The sequence below is a fragment of the Rhizobium sp. X9 genome, assembly GCF_018873185.1.
In the GTDB taxonomy this organism is placed as follows: Bacteria; Pseudomonadota; Alphaproteobacteria; order Rhizobiales; family Rhizobiaceae; genus Agrobacterium; species Agrobacterium oryzihabitans.
Map to the genome: position 1 here is coordinate 2,249,391 of NZ_CP071312.1, position 22,828 is coordinate 2,272,218.

Sequence of the window (22,828 nt, forward strand, 5' to 3'; positions counted from 1 at the left end):
AAACCAACTCCATAGTGCGATCGTGGGCGGTTCTCAGAGGCTGGGAGAGTGCATCATGTTCACGGTTCTGGAATGCGTTGCCGTACAACACGATCGGGCGATCGTCCTTCTTGCGGCATCTATCTGCCTGCTCGGAATGCTTGCCTTTTTTCACCTTTTATTGCGCGCGGAAGAAAGTCCGGCTGGCCGCAAACCCTATTGGGTGCTGGTTGCCGCCTTTGCTGCGGGGCTCAGCGTCTGGGCCACGCATTTCGTCGCCATGCTTGCCTATGAGGGGGCAGTCCCCATCGGTTTTGATTTTCAGTTCACGGCGCTCTCGGCGGTTCTGGCCGTCCTGGGGTTCTGGCTGGCGCTCAATGTCCGCACGCGGGCAAGCTACAGCCCTGTCGTCGTCGGAACGCTCGTAACCTTGTCGGTCGCCGTCATGCACTTCGTGGGCATGGCGGGAATGGATGTGGCCGCAACGATCAGCTACCGCTGGGGGCCGATCTTCGGCGGTTTTGCCGTTGCCTGGGTGTTCTTTCTTCTGGCCTTCTTCCTTTTCCGTCGTTCCGGTTCGTGGAAACAGCGCATCATCGTTCCGGCGGCATCATCCATTCTGGCGATCTGCGCGCTGCATTTTACCGCCATGTCGGCCACTGTCCTGTCGCCTGATCCCTCCGTTTCCGGTCCCGATCCCGACAACCTCGCCAGACTGATCATGATCGGCGCCGTTTCCGGCGTTACCTTCCTCATCCTGTCGACGACAGCCACCGCCGCTCTGGTGGACCGCTATCTCGTTGACCTCAAAGGTCTTGTCGATGCGACGCTGGATGGCCTTGCCGTCGTGCGTGACGGTCGTATCGTCGAGCTGAACACCCGTTTTGCCGGACTTCTCGGCAGCGACGAGGTGTCCCTGATCGGCAAAAATCCCGATGACCTCTTCAGGGCTATCGATGGGCAGCCGACCTATCTGCCGCGCCACGCGCCGGTGGAGGCAATCCGCGAACGTGGGGAGCGGGCGCAGGTATTTGAACTTGCCGTGCGCACCATCGAATATCGCGGCCATCCCTGCGAAGTTCTGGCCATTCGCGATCTGACGGAAAAGCGGGAAGCGCAGCGGGAAATCGAATATCTCGCGCGGCACGATGTGCTTACGGGCCTTTCGAACCGGACCATGTTTCAGACGCGGCTTCGCCAGCAGATCGAACATTGCAGCGAAGAGGACGAGTTTGCCTTGCTGGCGCTCGATCTCGACCGGTTCAAGGCTGTCAACGACATATTCGGCCATGCCGAGGGTGACCGCGTGCTGAAAAGGGTCGCTTCCATTCTCGACGAATGCGCAAGGGCAGGCGATGTCGTCGCGCGTCTCGGCGGCGATGAATTCGTCATCCTGACTGCCCGGAACACCAAGTCGGAGGAGGCGCGTCTGCTCGCCGAAACGATCCTTGCCATGTTCGGGTTGAAAATGAATGCCGCCAACGACCCGACCGCCGTCGGCGTCAGCATCGGCATTGCCGTCTTCCCGCGGGACGGTGATAGCGACGAAAGCATCATGCACGCCGCCGATCTGGCGCTCTATCGTGCCAAGATGGGCGGGCGCGGAATATTGTCCTTCTACGATCCGCTGATGGATCAGGAGGCGCGCGAGCGCCGCCAGCTCGAGACGGATCTGCGGCTTGCCATCAACCGCAACGAGTTGCTCCTCAATTACCAGCCGGTCCTTTCCGTCGAATGCGGGCAGGTTGTAGGTTATGAGGCGCTGGTGCGCTGGCAACATCCGACAAGGGGCGTGGTGCCGCCGGACGTCTTCATTCCGATTGCCGAGGAAAGCGGGATCATCATCTCGCTCGGCGAATGGGTGCTGCGCGAGGCCTGCCGTCAGGCGAGTACCTGGGCGCCGCATCTGAAGATCGCGGTCAATGTCTCGCCACTCCAGTTTTCACTCGCAAATCTCGGCCATGTCGTCTGCACCGTGCTGATGCAGACCGGGCTTTCTCCAAACCGACTGGAACTGGAAATCACCGAAGCCGCCCTCCTGAAGGACCGCAAGGCGACGCTGATCATCCTCAACCAGTTGAAGGCGCTGGGCGTTGCGATCGTCATGGATGATTTCGGCACCGGTTATTCCTCACTCAGCAATCTGCAGAGCTTCCCCTTCGACAAGATCAAGATCGACCGCAGCTTCATCGCCGCCATGAGCGAGGATGACAATGCCCGCGCCATCGTGCGTGCGGTGATCGGCCTTGGCCGCAGCCTCGATCTGCCGGTGACGGCGGAGGGTATCGAAACGGATGCGCAATATCGCATGGTTGTTGATGAGGGTTGCGCACAGGCGCAGGGTTATCTCTTCGGCAAACCCGATGTTGCGCCTTCCGGAGTGGCAAGCACCCCCAATAGAAAGAAATATTCCGTTTGAGGTAGGGCGAAGCAGCGGCTTGTGATGCCGCCGGCCCACCGTCCTGCCATGCCAACCCGAGGTCGGGCCGTCACAGGACTTGCCCATCCGCATGTCGGATGGAACGAGGGGCGATCCGAATCGTTAGAGTCGCATATGGCGTCTTCCGCCAGGCTGAGGCGGGGTCCAAGTGTCCTATCGTTTGAGGCGCCTCGGGGATTTGACATGAAACGGCAGGCAGAACGTTCAGACAGAGATGTAAAACCCTTCGATGTCCGCGACCGGCTGATACTGGCGCTTTATGCGCAGCTGAAGGCCGAACGGCAAACCCGCGAGGCAATGGAGTGGGTGATCCGCAATGGCGGCCTTTCGCCCGAGGTGCTGGAGGCGATGGCATCCGACCCCGTGCCGGTGCTGGCGGAGGCGGACGTGCCCGCCATCGAACGTATTCTTGCCGCGGACCGGGGCAGAGGGAAATCATCCCACGATGATCATGGGCGGCGATCATGAACCGGAGAGCGAGCTGGAAGGGGCATTTGAAATTTGCCGATTTCAGCTGTGAGATCGGCCTTTATGCCGCGCTCACCGCATCGGAGAAGATTTCCTTCAACATCGTCAACCGCAAGACCGGCCATCGCGTCGAACGGCAATATGTCGACAGCGATACCGGCGATGCAGTCGAGCGTGAGGATCAGGTCAAGGGATATGAACTCGACAATGGCGATCACATCGTTATCGAGGGCGACGAGATTGCGAAGTTGATGCCGGAAAACGACAAGGTCATCCGCATCCGGCATTTCCTTGGGCGCAGCGAGATCGACAAGCTCTATTTCGACAAGTCCTATTATCTGGCACCCACGCAGGAGGGCGGCGAGGAGGCTTTGACGCTTCTGGCGAAGGCGATGGACGACGAGAATGTCGTGGCGCTCGGCGAGGCGGTGCTCTTCCGCCGCAACCGCATTGTGCTGATCCGGCCGAGCGGCAAGGCGCTTGTCGCGACGACGCTGAATTTCAGCTACGAGGTGCGCTCGCAGACCACTGTCTTCAAGTCCATTCCGGATATACAGTTCGATGACGAGATGCTGGAGCTTGCGGGCCATATCATCAAGACGCGCGCAGGCACCTTCAATCCGGCTGACTATAGCGACCGCTACAATGACGCCTTGGCGGAACTGGTGAAAGCCAAGATCGAGGGCCGGGAAATCGCCAAACAGGCGCCGCGCGGGCAAGACAACATCATCGATCTCAAAGAAGCCCTGCGCCGCAGCGCTGGGGCAGCCGGCGACAAGAAGGCAGCGGGCGCGGCACGCAAATCCCCCCGGAAAGCGAGCTGATCCATGGGGTTGCAGACCTACAATGCCAAACGCAGTTTCGACAAGACGCCGGAGCCGAAAGGTGCGAAGGCCGAGGCTCAAGGATCGAGTTTCGTCATACAGAAGCATGATGCCCGCCGCCTGCATTACGATTTCCGGCTGGAGATGGACGGCGTCCTTAAAAGCTGGGCGGTAACGCGGGGGCCGAGCCTCGACCCGGAAGACAAGCGCCTTGCCGTGCATGTCGAGGACCATCCCTTAAGTTATGGCGATTTCGAGGGTGTCATCCCGAAAGGACAATATGGCGGCGGCACCGTCATTGTCTGGGATCGTGGGATATGGCACCCGGTCGGCGACGCGACGAAGGGCTACCGCAAAGGCCATCTCGAATTCGAACTGGAAGGCGAAAAGCTCAAAGGCCGCTGGCACCTTGTGCGCATGCATGGAAAGCCCGGCGAAAGCCGCGAGAACTGGCTGCTGATCAAAGGCGACGACGAGGAGGCAAGGCATGATGGCGGTGTGGATATACTGGAGGAGCGGCCGGAATCGGTAAAGACCGGGCGCAGCGTCGAGGAGGTTGCGGCCAGACCGAAGGACACCTGGAATTCCAAACCCGTATCGAAAAAAGCCGCAAGCTCTTCCTCGGGGCAAAAGCAGGCTCACGCCCTGCCCAAAGGCGCGCGCAAACAGGCGTTGCCATCCTTCGTGCCGCCGGCGCTGGCGACGCTGAAACCCCGGCCACCGGAAGGTTCGCGCTGGCTGCACGAGATCAAGTTCGATGGTTATCGCCTGCAGGCCCGTATCGACCACGGCAAACTGCAGCTTTTGACCCGCACCGGATTGGACTGGACCGAGAAGTTCGGCGACACCGTGGCAGGCGCGCTCAAGGCGCTGCCGGCGGAAACGCTGCTGATCGACGGCGAAATCGTGGTTGAGCGGGAGAGCGGCGCTTCCGATTTTTCGGCCTTGCAGCAGGATTTGAGCGAAGGGCGCAGCGACCGCTTCGTTTTTTATGCCTTCGACCTGATCTATCTGGATGGCACGGATCTGCGCGGCGCGGCGCTGATGGATCGCAAGGCGCTGCTCGAAAAGCTGCTGCCCGCCGGCAACCGTCATCTTCGCTACAGCGAACATTTCGAGGAAAACGGTGGGCTTGTGCTGGACCATGCCTGCCGCCTCAGCCTTGAGGGTGTCATTTCCAAGGTCAGGGACAGCAAATATGTCTCGGGCCGCAAGGGCAACTGGGTGAAATCCAAATGCGCGATGCGGCAGGAATTCGTGATCGGCGGCTATACCCTGTCTTCCAGTTCGGACCATGCCATCGGCTCCCTGGCGCTCGGGGTCTATGAGGACGGCAAGCTGCGGCATGTCGGGCGCGTCGGCACCGGCTACACCGCTGAAGTCGCCGAAATGCTGCTTGGCCGCCTGACGCCGCTGGACAGCAGGGAAAGCCCATTTTCTGAAAAGCTGACAGCGCTTGCCCGCCGCGACCTCCATTTCGTCCGGCCGGAACTGGTGGCCGAAGTGGAGTTTCGGGCATGGTCCGCGGATGGCAATCTGCGCCACGCATCTTTCCGGGGCCTGCGGGAAGACAAGCCGGCGGGCGAAATCGAACGGGAGGAAAAAGCAGTGTCGGAACAAGGGACGCCGCAGTCAAAGATCAAATTCACCCATCCGGACCGGCTTTATTGGCCGGATGACGGCGTGACCAAGGAAGGGCTTGCCGATTATTACACGCAGGTCTGGCGCTATATGGCTCCCTTCGTCGTCAACCGCCCTCTGGCATTGCTGCGTTGTCCCGAAGGGATCGACGGGCAGCGTTTCTTCCAGAAACATGCCTGGCGCGGTGTAAACAAGGCGATCGAACAGATCAGGGATCCGAAGGACAAGGCTGGTGAACCGCTGATCCGGATTACCGATTTCGATGGCATGATGGCGCTGGTGCAATCCGCGGCGCTTGAAATTCACCCATGGGGCGCGACAACCGCGAACTGGGAAAAGCCCGACATGATCACCATGGATATCGATCCCGGTGAGGATGTGTCGTGGCAGGACGTGATCGATTCCGCACTGGAACTGAAACGGCGTTTCGAAGCTGCCGGCCTTGCCGCCTTCGTAAAAACCTCCGGCGGCAAGGGATTGCATGTCGTAGCGCCGTTGAAACTGGAAGCGGGATGGCCAGCCCTGAAGGCCTTTGCAAAGGCCATGGCGGATGACATGGCCATGGCAGAGCCGGAAAAATACCTCTCGGTGGCAACCAAGGCGAAACGCCAGGGCCGCATCTTCCTCGATTATCTGCGCAATGGCAGGGGCAATACGGCTGTCGCGCCCTATTCGACGCGCGCCCGGCCGGGAGCCGCCATTTCAGCGCCAATCGAATGGGCGGAACTCTCCGGCGAGATCGGTCCGGCTTACTTCACCGTCAACAATATCGGGGCAAGACTTTCCGCTCTGAAGAAGGACCCGTGGGACGGCTTTTTCGCCGCCGCCCGGCCGCTGCCGAAAAAGGCGCGCTGAAGCCTCAGTGTCTTTTGTCCGCGGCGAGGCTTTTCTTCAACGCATCCATGATGTTGATGACGTTGCCTCCGGTACGCGCTTTCGCGCCGGTCTTCTTTTCCGGGGAGGGGGCAGCCTTGCTCTTGGTTTTCAGCAGGGCGCTGATTTTTTTCTGGATCGGGTCCTGCACCAGTGTCGGCTTCCACCCGGTCATCTGCTTGTCGATGCGTTTTTCCATCGCGTCCAGCAGCGGCTTTTCGATCTTCATCTTCGGGTCCAGCGCGTCGATGCTTTCGCGCACTTCCTCGCCATAATGCAGCGTCCAGAGAATGATGCCCTGGCCCGAGGGTTCCAGCAGCACCGCCCTTTCATGGCGATAGAGAACGAGCCGGGCGATGCCGACAACACCATTCGCCGACATCGCTTCCCGGATCACGCTGAAGGCTTCCGCGCCGATCTTGTCCTCCGGGCGCAGGAAGTGGGGACGATCGTACCAGATCCAGTCGATGGAACCCGTGGGAACGAAGGTCTTGATGTCGATGGTGCGGGTGCTTTCGAGCGCAACCGCATCGATCTCGTCATCCTCCAGCAGCACATAGTCATCCTCGGCGCGGGGGAAACCCTTCACCTGGTTTTTTGCAGCCACCGGCTTGTGGGTGACGCTGTCGACATAGCGGCTTTCGACGCGATTGCCGGTCTTGCGATTGAGAATATGGAAGCGGTATTTGTTGCTGTCGGTGGTGGCGGGCGTCAGCGAAACGGAGGCCGTCACCAGCGACAGCTTCAGATAACCCTTCCAGAAAACCTGCCGTGCCATGATCCGCGATCCGCTTCGTCGCCCTTGTCTCCCGGATCAAACAGCCACAGGGTGGCTTTTGTTCCGGGAGCCTTGGCAAATCGCAAGCGGCTGAGGTGTCAGCCGAACAGCGATGTCAGCCCATAGACGGCTGCGGATATGAGGGCAGCGGCCGGCATGGTCACGACCCAGGCAATGACGATGTTGCCGGCAAGGCCCCAACGCACCGCCGAAACGCGGCGGGCGGCGCCGACGCCGATAATGGCGCCCGTGATCGTATGGGTGGTCGACACCGGAATGCCGAGCCACGTTGCGCCGAACAGCGTCAGCGCACCACCGGTTTCGGCGCAGAATCCCTGCATCGGGTTCAGCCGGGTGATTTTCGACCCCATGGTGTGCACGATGCGCCAGCCGCCGAACAGCGTGCCGAGCGCCATGGCCGACTGGCAGGAGATGACCACCCAGAACGGCACATAGAAGCTGTCGCCCAGATGCCCCTGGCTGAACAGCAGCACGGCGATGATGCCCATGGTCTTCTGCGCATCGTTGCCGCCGTGGCCGAGCGAGTAGAGCGAGGCGGAGATGAACTGCATGACGCGGAACGTGCGATCCACCGCAAAGGGCGTCTGGCGTACGAACAGCCAGGACACGGCGAGAACCAGCAAAAGGGCCAGGAAGAAGCCGATGGCGGGCGACATGAAGATCGCGCCCACGGTTTTCAGAAGACCCGACCAGACGATGGAATTGAAACCGACTTTCGCAAATCCCGCGCCGACGAGACCGCCGATCAGCGCATGCGACGAGCTGGAGGGGATTCCGAAAATCCAGGTGACGATGTTCCAGACGATGGCGCCCATCAGCGCCGCGAAGATGACCTGCGGCGAAACGATGCCGGGATCGATGATGCCGGTGCCGAGCGTTTCGGCCACGTGCAGGCCGAAGAACAGGAAGGCGATGAAATTGAAGAAGGCCGCCCATGCCACCGCATATTGCGGGCGCAGCACGCGGGTGGAGACGATGGTGGCGATGGAATTTGCGGCGTCGTGGAGACCGTTCAGAAAATCGAAGAACAGCGCGATGGCGATGAGGCCGACAAGCAGCGGCAGTGCAAGCGCGACATCCATCAGACGTTCTCGATAACGATGCCGCTGATCTCGTTCGCCACGTCCTCGAAGCGGTCAACGACCTTTTCGAGTTCGCCGTAGATCTCGCTGCCGATCATATAGGCCATGGCATCGCCGGCCGCGCCATGGCGCCGGAAGAGGTCCTTGAGACCCTGATCGTGAAGTTCGTCGGAGCGACCTTCGACACGGGTCACCTCTTCGGCAATCGCCGACAGGCGCTGGGCATTGGTGCCGACCTTTTCCAGAAGCGGAAGGGCTTCGGCAATCAGGTTTGCCGCACGCACGATTTCATGGCCCATCTCGCGCATCAGCGGGTCGAACTGCGTTTGTTCGAAAAGGCGGATGGTCTTGACGGTCTTGTGCATCATGTCGATGGCGTCATCCATCGACTGGATCAGGTCCTTGATATCGCCACGATCAAAGGGCGTTATGAAGCTGCGGCGCACCGCAAGCAGCACATCGCGGGTAATATCATCCGCCTGGTCTTCGAGAGCGACAATAAGGTCGCAGTTTTTCTCGACGTCGACGCCGCTCAAAAGGTGGTCCAGAGCGGCTGCAGCTTTGACGACGGTTTCCGAATGTTTGCTAAACAGGTCGAAGAAACGGTCCTCGCGCGGCATCAGCTTGCGAAAAATGCTCATCATGCGAATTGGCCCTCAATGGCGCTTTATTAGTTGTGGGGGGTGATTGTCATAAAACTGTCATAAATGCACGCAGGGCATTGATGCAACCCGGAAAATCAGCACTATCAACGGATATGAAATCCACGAAGAAAAGCCGGAAAGCCCGCCCGGCGCGTCCCCTGACATTGCTCCAGCAGCTCGCTGCGGTTCCCGAAAAGCTCTTCACCGGCGCTTTCCGGCAGCAATATGCCGCCCTGTGCTTCCGTTATGCCGGCAGCGGCGAAGAGATCGAAATCCTTGTCGTCACCTCCCGCGTCACGGCGCGCTGGATCATTCCGCGCGGCTGGCCGATGAAACGCAAGAAACCGCACGAGGCGGCCGCGATCGAGGCATGGGAGGAGGCGGGCGTGCGCGGCCGGGTCAAAAAAGATGCGGTCGGCCGCTACACCTATCTCAAGATGCTCGACAATGGCGATGTCGTTCCCTGTGTCGTCGATGTCTTCCAGATCGAGGTGACCGGGGAAGAGACGAGTTTCAAGGAGCGCGGCGAACGCCTCGTGGAATGGGTTCGCCCGGACGAGGCGGCAAGACGCGTCCGGGAAATCGAGCTGAAGTCGCTTCTGGTCGATTTCCGCCCGAAGGGCAAAAAGAAGCGCCAGGCGGAGGACAGGCCCTGACCGCAAATCCCGTGGTCAAGTCTGCGACGGTGATGCCGGATGGTCTGCCAATCCGGTTTCGCCCGTCTCATCCGGCGCTTTCGGCAGCAGGCGGGCGAAACGCCGGGTGATGCTGTCGATATAGGACAGGATCACCGGCACGACGATCAGGGTGAGCAGGGTGGAGCTGATGAGGCCGCCGACCACCGCATGCGCCATCGGCGCGCGCTGCGCCCCGCCACCGCCGATGGCGAGACCAAGCGGGATCATGCCGGCGATCATTGCAAGCGTCGTCATGACGATTGGACGGAAGCGGATGACGCCGGCGCTTGCGAGCGCCTCGTTCAGCGACAGTCCCCGTTTTCTTTCGCGATTGGCGAAATCGACCAGCAATATGCCGTTCTTGGTAACGAGGCCCATCAACATGATGAAACCGATCAGCGAGAACATGTTAATCGTGCTGCCGGCCACCATCAACCCGAGGATAACGCCGATGAGCGACAGCGGTAGCGACGCCATGATGGCGAGTGGTTGCAGGAAACTGCCGAATTGCGAGGCGAGCACGATGTAGATGAAGATGACCGCCATAACGAGCGCCTTGACCATGTGGCCGACCGTTTCCTGCATGGTTTCGGCTTCGCCGCCGAAGCGGATGCGGTAACCGTCAGGCAGATCGCGGGAGGCGGTCAGGTTCTGCAAGGCATTTGTCACATCCCCAAGCGTTCTGCCGGCGACATTGGCCGAAACAAGCACTTCGCGTCGGTTCTCGATGCGGCGGATTTCGGCGGGCGCCGGCACGGTGGCGATATCGGCGACCTGATCGAGACGCACCATCTGCGGTGCGCCGTTCGATGCGATGCGGCTGGTCGCAATCATCAATTCACCGAGTGCCGTCATATCGGAACGCCGCTCACCGGGCAGGCGCACGACGATGTCGTAGCTTGTGCCGTCCGTATCCGTCCATTTCGAGACGTCCTCGCCCCCGACGAGAGGAGAGAGTGCGGAGGCAAGATCGGATCTGGCAATACCGAGATCGCTCGCCGCATCGCGTTTGAGGCGGATGGACAGGATCGAGGTCACGTTCTTGGCGCTGGACGTGACGTCCACGAGACCGGGGATTTTTTTCATGTCTTCGACGAGACCGGCGGCGATTTTTTCGAGGATCGCCCGGTCGTCGCCGAGGATGCTGAGCTGCACCGGACTTTCGCCACCGCCAAGGCCGTTCTGCTGGATTGCGACGTCGATGCCGGGTATGGCCGACAGGCGCTTTCGGACGGGATCGGCGAGCGTCACCGGGGTTCGCGTGCGCGCCGAAAGCGGCACCAGCCCGACCTGAACGGCGGCGCGATGTTTGCCGGCGGCACCACCGGTATTGACGGTGGAGTAAAGCATTTCGACCTCCGGGAATTCCCTGAGCGCCTTCTCGACCTGTCGTACCTTCGCCGTCGTGTAGTCCAGCGAGGAGCCGACCGGTGCCGTAATGCTGACCTGGAAGCGGCCCTCATCCGTATCAGGCACAAATTCCGCGCCGACCAGCGGCACCATGAACAGGCTGCCGACAAAGATGCCGATCGTTGACAACAGGGTGACGAGCCGGTGGCGCAATGTCCAGCCGATCGCAAACCGGTAGCGCTCGGCCAGCCACTCGAAGCCGCGGTCGAAGCGGGCGATCAGCCGGCCGATTGGGCCACGCCGGGCGTCGGGTTGTGAATCCGGATCGTACCAGAGGCTGGACAGCATCGGATCAAGCGTGAAGGCGACGAAAAGCGAAATCAGCACGGCAGCCGACACGGTGACGCCGAACTCGTAGAAAAACCGGCCGATAATGCCATCCATGAAGGCGACCGGCAAAAAGACCGCCACGATGGTTGCCGTTGTCGCGATCACCGCAAGCCCGATTTCATTCGTGCCGTCGAGTGCCGCGCGGATATGGGATTTCCCCATGTGCAGGTGGCGGGTGATATTTTCGCGCACGACAATGGCGTCATCCACCAGAATGCCGATGGAAAGCGTGAGCGCCAGGAGACTCAGCGTATTGAGCGTGAAGCCGAGAAGATCGATGACCGCAAGCGTGCCGATGATCGCGATCGGCAATGTCAGTCCGGTGATGACCGTGCTGCGCCAGGAATTGAGAAACAGGAAGACGATGGCGACGGCGAGCGCGGCTCCTTCGATCAGGGTCATCTGCACCTGGGTGACCGACTCCCTGATGGGAACGGAAGAGTCGGTAACGATGCGCAATTGCACGTTTTTCGGGGCGAGCTCGGCATTGAGCATTTCGAGGCGCTGCCTCACATCCGTCACGACCTGAACCGTATTGGCGTCCTGCACCTTGACGATGTCGATCGCCAGCGCCGTCTGGCCATTATAGAGGGCGCGGTTTTCAGGATCGGCGGCGCCTTCGGAAATCGAGGCGACATCGCGAAGGTAGATGGCCGCGCCGCCACGCCTTGCGACCACCATGTCCAGCAGCGCCTGCGGGTCCTCGATGCGGCCCCGCACCTGCACCGTGCGTTCTGAAACGGTGTCGATGACGCTTCCGGCCGGGCTGTTGCTGTTGCCGGTGCGCAGCGCGCTCACAACGTCGTTGATGCCCACCTTGAGTGCGCGCATGTGCGTGTCGTCGATCGTGACATCGATCTGCCGCTTGCGGGCGCCGACCAGCGTTGCCTGCCCGACGCCGGGAACAGTCGTCAGTTGCCGTAATACCTTCTGGTCGGCAAGGGTGCTGAGCGCGGGTACATCAAGCGCTGTCGAACTGATCGCCAAAGACAGGATCGGCTCGGCGGCCGGGTCGAACCGCGAGATGACCGGTTTTTTGACATCCTCGGGGAAATTCGCCTCGATGGCGGCGACCTTGTCGCGCACGTCCTGTGCGGCCGCGGCACTTTTAACCTCGAGCTTGAATTTCGCGACGACGACGGAGCGCCCTTCGTAAGAGGTGGAGTTGATCTCGTCGAGGCCGCCTATGGCATTCAGCGCATCCTCGACCGGTCGCGTCACTTCCGTCTCCACCGTTTCCGGCGTGGCACCGGGATAGGCGGTGACCACCACCACGACCGGAACGTCGACATTGGGATATTGATCGAGCCCCAGCCGCTGCAGCGAAAAGGCGCCGATGACCAGAAGCGCCACCATCATCATGGTTGCGAAAACGGGATGGGCGACGGATATTCGGGTCAAGAACATCTCAGCCTGCCTTCTCGACGGTGATGGCCATATCGGGCTGCAATTCGGGAAGCGGCGCTGTCAGGATGGTTTCACCATCGGTCAGCCCCGCGCCGATCTCGATCAGGCTGCCGCCGTTCCAGCGCGGTCCCACCGCCACCGTCTGGCGACGAAGATGGCCGTTGAGGACCTTGAGCACATGATAGCCGGTCTCATCCTTGCGCAACGCGATTGCGGGAACGACGAGGGCATCGTTTTTTTCGCGCACGAGGATCGATCCGCTTGCAAACATGCCACCCCATAATTGCCCGTCGCGATTGGCAAGCCGCAGATAGACGGCGACGAAGCGCGTACCATCCTCGGCAACCGGGCTGATACGCTCGACGGTGCTTTTGACGGTCTGGCCACCGAGCCCGTCAATCTCCAGCTCCGCCGTCTGGCCAAGGGCGACGCGCGGAATATCCCGTGTGGCAACGAGGACCTTCGCCTCCAGCGCGCTGGTATCGACCAGCGTGAGCAGTTCGCCATCACTTCCAACGCGAGACCCCGGCTCGGCCAGCCGGCGGGTGACGGTGCCATCGAAAGGCGCACGGATTTCGGCGTTGCGCAGGGCGAGGCGGGCGATATCCACCTGCGCCGAAAGGCTCTGGACCCTTGCCGTCTTGACCACGACATCGCTTTTCGCCTTGTCGAGCTGCTCTGCCGACGCGATGTTTTTCGAGGCGAGCTGTTCGGTTCGGGCGAGCGCCTGCATCGCCAGCGTCAGCTCGGCCTCGGCCGCATCCCGATCGCTTTGGCGCAAGAGCAGTGTCGATTGCAGTTCGTCGGTTTCGAAACGCACGAGCACGTCGCCCGCATGCACCGCCTGTCCTTCCCGGACGTTCAACTCAAGAATTTTTCCGGGCTCGCGGGCGCGCATCACCACACGGTTGACCGGCTGAAGCTCGCCGCTGATGCTGAGCCGCTCCACCATTGCGCGGGTGCCGATCTTGGCTATTTCCGCTGCCGTCAGTTCGAACGGGATACCGGCCGGGCTCATCGAGGCAGCTGCGACGATACCCTTGACGCGCTCATTCGCATCGACGCTGCCGCGCGCCGGATCGAGAGCGGTGACAACGAGAGCGCAGCCTGCAAGCGCTATCCCCGCCTTGATCGTTCTCTTCATCCACATATCGTAATCCTCCAGGCAAAACACATCCTGCGACCGCCCGTCTGGCGGTCATGTCGCCTGTCTCTCAGGCTGATGGATGACGAATAGCCCCCCACAATTGCAGCAGCATTACCCTGCTGCGCGGTCTCTGCCGCAATACTGCCGCAACCTTTCTGGCAGACAAGGGATGGCGAAGGGACGGTGATGCATGAGACTTCTGCTAATCGAAGACGAACAGGAAATGGCGGATGCACTGACGGCAACGCTCGGCAGGCAGGGCATTGTCATCGATCATACGATGTGGCTTGGCGACGCGATGGAGCTGACGCGCCAGCATGTCTATGACGCCATCCTGCTCGACCGTCGTCTGCCTGACGGGGAGGGGCTCACCTTCATTCCGCAGCTGCGCCGTGCCGGCATCGATACGCCGATCATCCTGTTGACGGCGATGAACGAACCGGAAGAGCGGATTGCCGGACTGGACGGCGGCGCCGATGACTATCTGGGCAAGCCGTTTCTCATCGGTGAGCTTCTGGCGCGGGTACGGGCGGTCCTGAGAAGGCCGGCAAGTGTGGCCCCAACGCAGGTCGCGGCCGGCCGGATCGTGATCGATCCGCTTCACCTCAGCGTCACGATCAATTCGATGCCGTTTGATCTGCCAAGGCGCGAGCTCATGATACTGGTCGCGCTGGCGAAACGAAAAGGCAAATCGGTGCTGCGTTCGACGCTGGAGGCCGCGGTCTACAATTACGAGGAGGAAATCCAGTCCAATGCGCTCGATGCGCATATATCGCGGCTGCGAAAACGCCTGCTCGACGCCTCGGCCGGCGTGAGCGTTCACAATATTCGCGGCGTCGGTTATCTCCTGAAGGAAGAGGCATGAGAGCGCAGGGCAAGTCCAATCCGTCACTATGGTGGCAATTGAGCTGGCAGCTCAGCATTGTCGTTGCCGCCATGATCGCCGTGGTCATCATCGGTCTTTGCATTTATGGCGTGACGGTCGTCTCACCCGGCATAGGGCTCTTGGACAACCTGCCGGCGACGCTTGACGAGTCGCTTTCACTCGATCCACAGAAGGGGCTCATCATTACCGAGGGGCCGGCGCTGCGCGCCTTGCAGGCGGAAAATCAAAAGCTCTGGTTCGTGGCCTCCACGCTTGACGGACGGGCGGCGACCTATGGCAACGTGCCGGCGGTCTATGCCGAACTGTCACGCTACGTTCATATGATGACAGACGCCGATATTCGCGGCGGTACCGGCATTTCCGAGGTTGCTCTGGCGGAAACCATCGACACCGCGTTGGGACCCATCAGAGTGATGTTCGGTGGAAGCTCGCATGTAAGAGCGTCGTTTCTGACACTTCTTGTAGGGACTGCGCCGATTTACATTCCTTTGCTGGCGGTCATCCTGCCTGCGGTTTTCTTCTCCGTGCCACGCATCGTGCGCCGGGCGCTTTCCGGCCTCAGTTCCGTCGTAAAAAAAGCGCCGGAGATCGACCCGCGGCAGCCGGGCTCGAAACTTCCCGTCGAGGACGTGCCGCGGGAAGTCGTGCCATTGATCCTTTCCTTCAACAGCATCCTCGAGCGGCTTGAAGAGCAGTTCCGGGCGCGACAGCGTTTCCTCATCGACGCCGCGCATGAGCTTAGAACGCCGATTGCCATCATGCAGACCCGCATAGAGGGTCTGCCGGGGCCGGAGCAGCAACGCCTGATGGAGGATGTCGCCCGGCTTGGCGAAACCGCCGAACAGCTTCTGGCCTTCGAGCGCAACGATCAGGTGAACGACCGGCGCGAGACGGTGGACCTGGTCGAGATCGCCCGCACCGTGGTTGCGGATCTTGCGCCGCTCGCGATTTCGGCGGGTTACGATATCTCCTTCGAAACACAGGTCTCGCATCATGAGATGCAGGGCAACCCCTTCGCGCTGCCGCGCGCCATCAGCAACATCGTGCGCAACGCCATCGATCATGGTGGAAACAGGGGGATGATCCACGTGGCGGTTCTCGCAAGCGGCGAGATTGCCATTTCCGACGAGGGGCAGGGAATAGCCGAAGACCAGCAGGAGCGGATATTCGAGCCATTCTATCGCGTTAAGCCGCGCAGCACGGGAGCGGGGCTTGGTCTCAGCCTCGTCAAGCAGATCATCGCGAACCACAACGGTCAGATCGTTCTGGAAAGCACGGCTTTCGGAAGCACCTTCCGGCTCCGTTTCTGACCGTAATTTTGCGCACCGGTTTTCGCGAGGCGCACATGTAATGCTGCCGCAATTTTAGCTGTCGTAGGGTGTGGGCACAGGGGCAATCATGCCAAGCGGAGTAATGCAGTGAGCCACCAGCGGAATCTCTTCCCCCGGCCTTCAGGCGATAAGACGGCGCGCAGCCGCAATATCGCTTTTGCCACCTTGCCATTCGCCATCATCATGTCCGGCTGCACATCCGTGCCGCTCAAGGAAGGGGGGACACTCACCTCCTACGCGCAGCTCAGCCCGGCCAAGGGCAAGTTCACCAAGTCACGGATATTCGTGGATGCCAAGGGGCTGGCGGCCGTCAAAACGGTCGCCATCGTGCCGACCACCTTTTCCTTCGCCGCCGCCGCGCGCGTGACATCGGAAAAGGACCGGACGCTTGTTTCAAATGCGCTGGATCGCGCCGTCTGCGTGGCTTTGAGCGATAAATACCGGATCGCCGCCCTTGGTCAGCCGGCGGATATGACGGTGCGAACCGTCATTACCGATCTGGTGCCGACCGACAAGACCATGGCCGGCGTATCGACAGCCGTTTCGCTCGGCAGCAACTTCGTGCTGCCGGTTGGCGTGCCGCGCCTGCCCGTCGGTCTCGGCGGCCTCGCCGTCGAAGCGGAGGCGGTGGACAATGCCGGCGTTCAGCGTGCGGCAGCCGTGTGGTCGAAGGGTGCGAACTCCTTCACCGACAGCGCCCGCGTTTCGCAAATCGGTGATGCCTACGGGCTTGCGGCCGATTTTGCCAACCACTTCGCGCGCATTCTGGTTACCGGCAAAGAATCCGAGGGCCTGGACATGTCACTCCCGTCCGGACACCGCATCAAATCGGCGCTGGGCGGAAAGCCCAAATATGCCGAATGCGATGCTTACGGCCGCTCGCGCGGTTTGCAGGGCATGGTGGCCGACCAGTTCGGTGCGCCGCCCGAATGGACCGAAAAAGACGCAAAGCCGCGACCTCAATAGGACGACCGGGCTCTGCCGGGCTGGAACTTGCGCCATAAATCGGTGTCGTGCGACCACGCTCGGCGGAGTCATGATCCAAATTCTCATGAAACTTATATAAATTACTAATATAATTCGGAATTATTAAATGCAGAATATAGGTATTTCCGCCTTGGAGGCGGAGAAATCCCTTTCCGGATCAGAATTGATTTCCCTCGCTTCAGAGATGGCATCCGTTGATTGCCCGGAGCCGCACCGGTTTTCAATGGGATGGAATATCGCCACCTTCATCCTGCGCGCCCATTGGAAACGAGGCCTGCTTTTCTGGATGCGCTTTGCTGCACATCCCTTCACGACCTTTCGATGGTGGCGGTATCTCGAGCGGTTTTCAGTCGAGCGAAACCTGCCTTTACCGCATGACGCGCTTCTTCAAAAACCCCTGTCGAAATTCCTCATGGGCAGAATCTCCTACCGGAAGCGACTTGATTTCCTGATGGATAATTTCGTGCTCGCCAGCGAGTGTTTTGCAGCGGACACCATGGCCTCGCTTTGGGCTGGGAAGACGGTGGAGATTGGCACCGTAAGTGGCCGTGGCGATGTGTATCGCTGCACTCTGGCCCTGGCGGATCTCTGCGGTGGCCGGCACGAGGGCGCTTTCGCGGTGAGACTGATCCGCGCGCGCGACGACGCCATCCTCTGGACGGTCAAGTTCATTTTCGCAGCACAGCGCCAGGGGGAAGACTGGACGGTTGTGGTCGGGGGGATGCAGGGACCGCGCGCCGCAAAACATGAGATGGTGGCTGTCACCCGCGACCTGTCGGGCCTTCGCCCGAAGGAGGCGGTGCTGATGGTCCTGCAAGGGTTTCTGCCGGGGAACGCAGGCGCGTATTTTGCAATCGACCACGCCAGACATCCGATCACGCGCCGTCGCGCGAAGCGGCAAAAAATGTTGCTGGCGGATATCGACGCCTTCTGGCGGGAACGCTGCGCCGAACCGGATGACCTTTTCGGTTTCAAGGTGCCTGTCTCCGCGCTTGGCGGTGCGGACAAGCGCAGCCACATGAAGCTCGCATTCTTCAGCCTCGCTGAGAGACTTTGCGAGAGCAGCTCCAGCGACACTCTAGGTTTCGGGCGCGACTGAGAGGCCCAGTTTCTGCAGGCCGCATTCCCGGACGATTTCGGCGATGTGGGCGAATTGCGCCGAAAGCGGATTGCTCTTGCGCCACACCATGCCGATGGTTCGCGAGGGCCGCGGTTCCGCCAGCCGGAACACCGAAACGGTGGATTGCCGCGTTTCCATATCGACGGCCATCTGCGGGATGAGCGTAACGCCGATGCCGGCGCCGACCATCTGCACCAGCGTCGAAAGGGAGCTGCCCTCCATCAGCACCCGCGGCGGCGCATTGGTGGTGCTGCAGAAAGACAGCGCCTGATTGCGGAAACAATGGCCTTCCTCCAGTAGCAGCAGGCGCATTTCGCCAAGTTTGTCGGCGCTGGGCACCGGCATGCCCGCATCTTCCATCGGCCGCACGAGAATGAATTCCTCTGAAAACAGCGGGACCTCTTCCAGCGACGCTTCGGACACCGGAAGGGCGACGATTGCCATATCCAGCCGGGCTTCCAGAAGGTCCTCGATGAGTTTCTGCGTCACCGCCTCACGCGGGCGCGCCTCCAGTCCGGGATAATGCCGGGTGAGTGTCTTGATGACCTGTGGTAAAAGATAGGGTGCTACGGTTGGAATGACGCCGATGCGCAGGCGGCCGCTGAGAGGACCATGTCGCGCCCGCGCCAGATCCTGCAACTCATCCACCGAGCGCAGGATTGAACGGGTGCGCTCGGCAAATTCCTCGCCAAGAGCCGTCAGCCTGATCTGCCGGCTGCCGCGTTCGACGAGCGGCGCGCCGATCAATTCCTCAAGTTCCCGGATCTGCAGCGAAAGGGCTGGCTGGGAAATGGCGCAGGCTTCCGCCGCCCGACCGAAATGGCCGATCTTGGCCAGAGCGTCGAAATAGCGGAGGTGTTTCATGGAAAGGGCAATCATAAGCTCAGCATATCGCAGCCTTTAGAATATACAATTGGAAATTATGGAACCCGGCTGTTAGTCATCTTCATGACAGAAACAGGATGTAGCGATGAAGGATCGCTAAACCCGCCATACGGTGTTCATCGGATGGCCTGCTGCGGGTTGTGGCGCCAACATGCTGCACGTGTCGCAATGATTATTTTGTTTAATTGCTAAACCCATCGGAGGGCGAAATGGACGCAACTTCAAAACCGGCTGGCAAGTGTCCCGTCATGCATGGAGGCAACACGGCCTCCGGTAAATCGGTGACCGAATGGTGGCCGAATGCGCTGAACCTTGACATCCTGCATCAGCACGACACCAAGACCAATCCGCTCGGCACCTCCTTCAACTACCGTGAAGCGCTGAAGACGCTCGACGTCGAGGCCCTGAAGGCCGATCTGCGCGCCCTGATGACCGACAGCCAGGAATGGTGGCCGGCCGACTGGGGCAGCTATGTGGGCATGATGGCCCGCGTTACCTGGCATGCGGCCGGCTCCTACCGCGTAACGGACGGTCGTGGCGGCGCCAACACCGGCAACCAGCGCTTTGCGCCGTTGAATTCCTGGCCTGACAATGTCAACACCGACAAGGGCCGCCGCCTGCTGTGGCCGATCAAGAAGAAATACGGCAACAAGATTTCCTGGGCTGACCTCATCGCGCTGGCCGGAACGATCGCTTACGATGTTGCCGGTCTCAAGACCTTTGGTTTCGCTTTCGGTCGCGAGGATATCTGGGCACCGGAAAAGGACACCTATTGGGGTGACGAAAAGGAATGGCTGGCGCCGAGCGACGGCCGTTACGGCGACGTGACCAAGCCCGCGACGCTGGAAAACCCGCTTGCCGCCGTGCAGATGGGCCTCATCTACGTCAACCCGGAAGGCGTCAACGGCAAGTCCGATCCGCTGGCGACGGCGGCGCAGATGCGCGAGACCTTTGCCCGCATGGGCATGGATGACGAGGAAACCGTGGCTCTCACCGCCGGTGGCCACACCATCGGCAAATCCCACGGCAATGGCAGCGCCGCCAATCTCAGCCCCGATCCGGAAGCTGCAGGCCCGGAATATCAGGGTCTTGGCTGGATCAACACCCAGGGCCGCGGTATTGGCCGCGACACGGTCGTGTCGGGTATCGAAGGCGCGTGGACGAGCGAACCGACCAAGTGGGACAACGGCTTCTTCGACATGCTCTTCAAGCATGAGTGGACATTGACGCACAGCCCCGCCGGTGCATCGCAATGGGCGCCGATCACGATCGCCGAAGAGGACAAGCCGGTTGACGTCGAGGATCCCTCGATCCGCACCATCCCGATGATGACCGATGCCGACATGGCCCTGAAAGTCGACCCGATCTACCGCGAGATTTCGCTGAAGTTCAAGGACGATCAGGACCATTTCTCCGACGTCTTCGCCCGCGCCTGGTTCAAGCTGACCCATCGCGACATGGGCCCGAAGGCCCGTTACATCGGCCCGGACGTTCCGCCTGAAGACCTGATCTGGCAGGATCCCATCCCGGCCGGTTCCACGAGCTACGACGTTGCCGCGGTAAAGGCGAAGATCGCTGCTTCCGGTCTGCCTGTTGCCGATCTGGTCTCGACCGCATGGGATAGCGCCCGCACCTTCCGTGGTTCGGACAATCGCGGCGGCGCCAATGGTGCCCGTATCCGCCTCGCACCGCAGAAGGACTGGGAAGGCAACGAGCCCGCCCGTCTTTCCCGCGTGCTCTCGGTTCTGGAACCGATTGCCCGTGAAATCGGCGCGAGCATTGCGGATGTGATTGTTCTCGCCGGCAATTACGGTGTGGAACAGGCGGCGAAAGCGGCCGGCTTCGACATCGCCGTGCCTTTCGCACCCGGCCGTGGCGATGCCTCCGCCGAGCAGACCGACGCGGACAGCTTTGCACCGCTCGAGCCGCTGGCGGATGGTTTCCGCAACTGGGTAAAGAAGGACTATGTCGTCAGCCCTGAAGAACTGCTTCTGGACCGCGCACAGCTTCTAGGCCTCACCGCGCCGGAACTGACGGTTCTCATCGGCGGCCTGCGCGTCATCGGCGCCAATTACGGCGGCGCGGCCCATGGTGTGTTCACGCAGACCCCCGGTTCGCTCACCACCGACTTCTTCGCAACGCTGACGGATATGGCCTATTCCTGGGTTCCGACTGGCGGTAATCTCTACGAGATCCGCGATCGCAAGTCTGGAGCAACGCGCTATACGGCGACGCGCGTAGACCTCGTGATCGGCTCCAACTCGATCCTGCGTGCCTATGCGGAAGTTTACGCGCAGGACGACAACAAGGAAAAGTTCGTTCGCGATTTCATCGCCGCCTGGACGAAGGTGATGAACGCCGACCGTTTCGACCTCCTCTGATTGGAAGTGAAACGAACCCGATAAAAAGCACCTTCCTGAGCAATCAGGGAGGTGCAAGTAGATAGACTCCCGCCCAGACTCGACGTCATCCTCGGACTCGACCCGAGGATCCATCCCCGTCAAATCGCTTGAGACATTTGTGGACCCCAGAACAAGCCCGAGGATGACGGAGGAGAAGGATTCAGAAGTTTTTGGCTTGAATGTAAAGCCGCGCAACCTCACCAACTTATCTACGGTCCGAGGACTTTATCGGTTTGTCCGGGGATGATTTTTCGGCTTTCCCCGACGGCGCTTTGCCGCCCTTTTCATTTTCATGGGCATCCGGCCCCGCGACGATGACGCCGCGGCCCTGTTCTTCGCGCTTCTTGTCGGCGAAATCGCCCGGTTCCTTTTTGTCGTTCATAGTCATCTCCTTCGTGATTTCATTCATCTGGAGATCAACGGATGGCCGGTGCGGAGGTTCCAGGGCTTACTTTGTTGCGGGATCGCATGGCAACATGACAATGCTTGCATTCCAACCATGGAACAGAACTCACGGCCATGCCGCATAGGACGGCGGCGGTATCGTCTGCATGCGCATCCCCATTCGCCGGAAACGGCCGGGTGAGGTGCCCTCGTTGCGGGTGAAGAAGCGGTTGAAATATCCCGGGTCCTGAAATCCCAATCGAAACGCAATTTCAGCAACTTGCAGTGAAGAATTGAGAAGAAGGTCGCGGGCTTCGGAAAGCAGTTCGCGGTGAATATAGGCCTGTGGTGAAAGCCCTGTCGCCTTGCGCACCGCAAATCCGAGGCGTTCACGGTTGACGCCGAGTTGCCCCGCATAGTCTTCCACGCCCCATTGATCGCGCTTGTGCTGGCTGACCAGCAGCACAAACCGCTCGGTAAGGCTGCCCGCCGTGGAAGCCGCGCCTGCAACGTCGGCCATGGCGTGCTGGCAGATGCGGATAAGGGTGACGGATAACAGGCTGGCGATGATCGTATCCGAGCCGGTTGTCGACCGGAAATTTTCATCCGCGATGGTGTCGAGATAACCCGCCAGTTCCTGCCGATCCTTTTCCGTCAGCGTTTGTGTCAGGGCGCGCTGCAATGTGCTGCGCACCGTCATGGCGCTCGTTCCGGTCGGCATGGCGTGCGCAAGGCCGATTTCGGTCGTTTTCAGCAGCGATCCGCGACTGCCGGCATTGAGCCTCAGACGGCCGACTGGACCGGCGGCGGGCAACCACGCAAGCCCCGGTGCGGTAATGACAAGTGTCCATTCTCCCTGAACGATCTCCGCTTCCCCGGCAGAGAGGAGGACAAGATGGGCTCCGCCGCGTTCCAGTTTGAACTCAGACACGCGTAGCGACGAGGTGAGCATGCGCGCTGTCGTCTCAACCCTGTTTGCAGCTATCTGGCCGTGAAGCGGCATTCATCCTCCAAAAGTACAATAATGCACTACACTAGTGCATTTTATATGCGCCTGTCGTTGCTAAACTTTCATCAGCGCAGGGAAAGCCTTGAGGAGAACGGCCACCCCA

At 60.7% G+C, this 22,828-nt stretch carries 18 protein-coding genes; 10 read left to right on the top strand and 8 right to left on the bottom strand.

Annotated elements, in window-relative coordinates; all coding sequences use genetic code 11:
* Positions 1–55: 55 nt before the first annotated feature.
* The 4 genes from JZY08_RS25150 to ligD all read left to right on the top strand — a co-directional run bounded on the left by JZY08_RS25150 (position 56) and on the right by ligD (position 6,207).
* On the top strand, positions 56–2,398 hold the full coding sequence (locus tag JZY08_RS25150; RefSeq protein WP_216332169.1) for an EAL domain-containing protein: 2,343 nt from the start codon (positions 56–58) through the stop codon (positions 2,396–2,398).
* Positions 2,399–2,602: 204 nt separating this feature from the next.
* A complete protein-coding gene (locus tag JZY08_RS25155) occupies positions 2,603–2,887 on the top strand; it encodes a hypothetical protein (RefSeq protein ID WP_216332171.1) in 285 nt (94 codons plus the stop codon).
* Positions 2,884–3,711, top strand: coding sequence for a Ku protein (locus JZY08_RS25160; RefSeq protein WP_216332173.1), 828 nt, complete (start codon positions 2,884–2,886; stop codon positions 3,709–3,711). The genes JZY08_RS25155 and JZY08_RS25160 overlap by 4 nt, the downstream gene beginning before the upstream one ends.
* Positions 3,712–3,714: 3 nt before the next feature.
* Positions 3,715–6,207, top strand: a complete 2,493-nt coding sequence (ligD, locus tag JZY08_RS25165) for a DNA ligase D (protein WP_216332174.1) — start codon at positions 3,715–3,717, stop codon at positions 6,205–6,207.
* A 4-nt stretch (positions 6,208–6,211) separates the two neighbouring features.
* Here the strand turns inward: ligD and JZY08_RS25170 are convergent, their stop codons facing one another.
* The 3 genes from JZY08_RS25170 to JZY08_RS25180 all read right to left on the bottom strand — a co-directional run bounded on the left by JZY08_RS25170 (position 6,212) and on the right by JZY08_RS25180 (position 8,750).
* Entirely contained in the window at positions 6,212–7,003 is a 792-nt protein-coding gene (locus JZY08_RS25170; RefSeq protein ID WP_216332175.1) for a Ku protein, read from the bottom strand.
* A 98-nt stretch (positions 7,004–7,101) separates the two neighbouring features.
* Positions 7,102–8,106, bottom strand: a complete 1,005-nt coding sequence (locus JZY08_RS25175) for an inorganic phosphate transporter (RefSeq protein WP_003499408.1) — start codon at positions 8,104–8,106, stop codon at positions 7,102–7,104.
* Positions 8,106–8,750, bottom strand: coding sequence for a DUF47 domain-containing protein (locus JZY08_RS25180; protein ID WP_082184780.1), 645 nt, complete (start codon positions 8,748–8,750; stop codon positions 8,106–8,108). Before JZY08_RS25180 ends, JZY08_RS25175 begins: the two co-directional genes overlap by 1 nt.
* A gap of 113 nt (positions 8,751–8,863) precedes the next feature.
* Here JZY08_RS25180 and JZY08_RS25185 point away from each other — a divergent pair, with 113 nt between their 5' ends.
* Positions 8,864–9,406 (top strand): NUDIX hydrolase, encoded by a 543-nt coding sequence (locus JZY08_RS25185; protein ID WP_216332176.1) that lies wholly within the window; start codon positions 8,864–8,866, stop codon positions 9,404–9,406.
* Between the two features lie 15 nt (positions 9,407–9,421).
* Here JZY08_RS25185 and JZY08_RS25190 read toward each other — a convergent pair whose 3' ends face one another.
* Positions 9,422–12,574, bottom strand: a complete 3,153-nt coding sequence (locus JZY08_RS25190) for an efflux RND transporter permease subunit (protein ID WP_216332177.1) — start codon at positions 12,572–12,574, stop codon at positions 9,422–9,424.
* Position 12,575: 1 nt separating this feature from the next.
* Positions 12,576–13,724, bottom strand: coding sequence for an efflux RND transporter periplasmic adaptor subunit (locus tag JZY08_RS25195; protein ID WP_216332179.1), 1,149 nt, complete (start codon positions 13,722–13,724; stop codon positions 12,576–12,578).
* Positions 13,725–13,911: 187 nt separating this feature from the next.
* Between JZY08_RS25195 and JZY08_RS25200 the strand changes: the two genes are divergently transcribed.
* The 4 genes from JZY08_RS25200 (at position 13,912) to JZY08_RS25215 (ending at position 18,024) form a co-directional block, all read left to right on the top strand.
* Positions 13,912–14,586 (top strand): response regulator transcription factor, encoded by a 675-nt coding sequence (locus JZY08_RS25200; protein ID WP_003499418.1) that lies wholly within the window; start codon positions 13,912–13,914, stop codon positions 14,584–14,586.
* Positions 14,583–15,917, top strand: a complete 1,335-nt coding sequence (locus tag JZY08_RS25205; protein WP_216332181.1) for a HAMP domain-containing sensor histidine kinase — start codon at positions 14,583–14,585, stop codon at positions 15,915–15,917. Before JZY08_RS25200 ends, JZY08_RS25205 begins: the two co-directional genes overlap by 4 nt.
* A 108-nt stretch (positions 15,918–16,025) precedes the next feature.
* Positions 16,026–16,904, top strand: coding sequence for a DUF3313 domain-containing protein (locus JZY08_RS25210; RefSeq protein WP_003499422.1), 879 nt, complete (start codon positions 16,026–16,028; stop codon positions 16,902–16,904).
* 244 nt (positions 16,905–17,148) lie between these two features.
* Positions 17,149–18,024 (top strand): DUF535 family protein, encoded by an 876-nt coding sequence (locus tag JZY08_RS25215; RefSeq protein ID WP_253204110.1) that lies wholly within the window; start codon positions 17,149–17,151, stop codon positions 18,022–18,024.
* On the opposite strand, the gene JZY08_RS25220 is transcribed toward JZY08_RS25215, so the two are convergent.
* A complete protein-coding gene (locus tag JZY08_RS25220) occupies positions 18,004–18,924 on the bottom strand; it encodes a hydrogen peroxide-inducible genes activator (RefSeq protein WP_216332185.1) in 921 nt (306 codons plus the stop codon). The two genes, JZY08_RS25215 and JZY08_RS25220, sit on opposite strands and share 21 nt — an antisense overlap.
* 215 nt (positions 18,925–19,139) lie before the next feature.
* Between JZY08_RS25220 and katG the strand changes: the two genes are divergently transcribed.
* Positions 19,140–21,311 carry a catalase/peroxidase HPI gene (katG, locus tag JZY08_RS25225; protein WP_216332187.1) on the top strand — a complete coding sequence of 724 codons (2,172 nt, stop codon included), beginning with the start codon at positions 19,140–19,142 and terminating at the stop codon, positions 21,309–21,311.
* 226 nt (positions 21,312–21,537) lie between these two features.
* Here the strand turns inward: katG and JZY08_RS25230 are convergent, their stop codons facing one another.
* Together JZY08_RS25230 and JZY08_RS25235 are read right to left on the bottom strand one after the other, a co-directional pair.
* A complete protein-coding gene (locus JZY08_RS25230) occupies positions 21,538–21,714 on the bottom strand; it encodes a hypothetical protein (RefSeq protein ID WP_080600467.1) in 177 nt (58 codons plus the stop codon).
* A gap of 129 nt (positions 21,715–21,843) precedes the next feature.
* Positions 21,844–22,719, bottom strand: coding sequence for a helix-turn-helix transcriptional regulator (locus JZY08_RS25235; protein ID WP_216332188.1), 876 nt, complete (start codon positions 22,717–22,719; stop codon positions 21,844–21,846).
* Between the last annotated feature and the right edge of the window lie 109 nt (positions 22,720–22,828).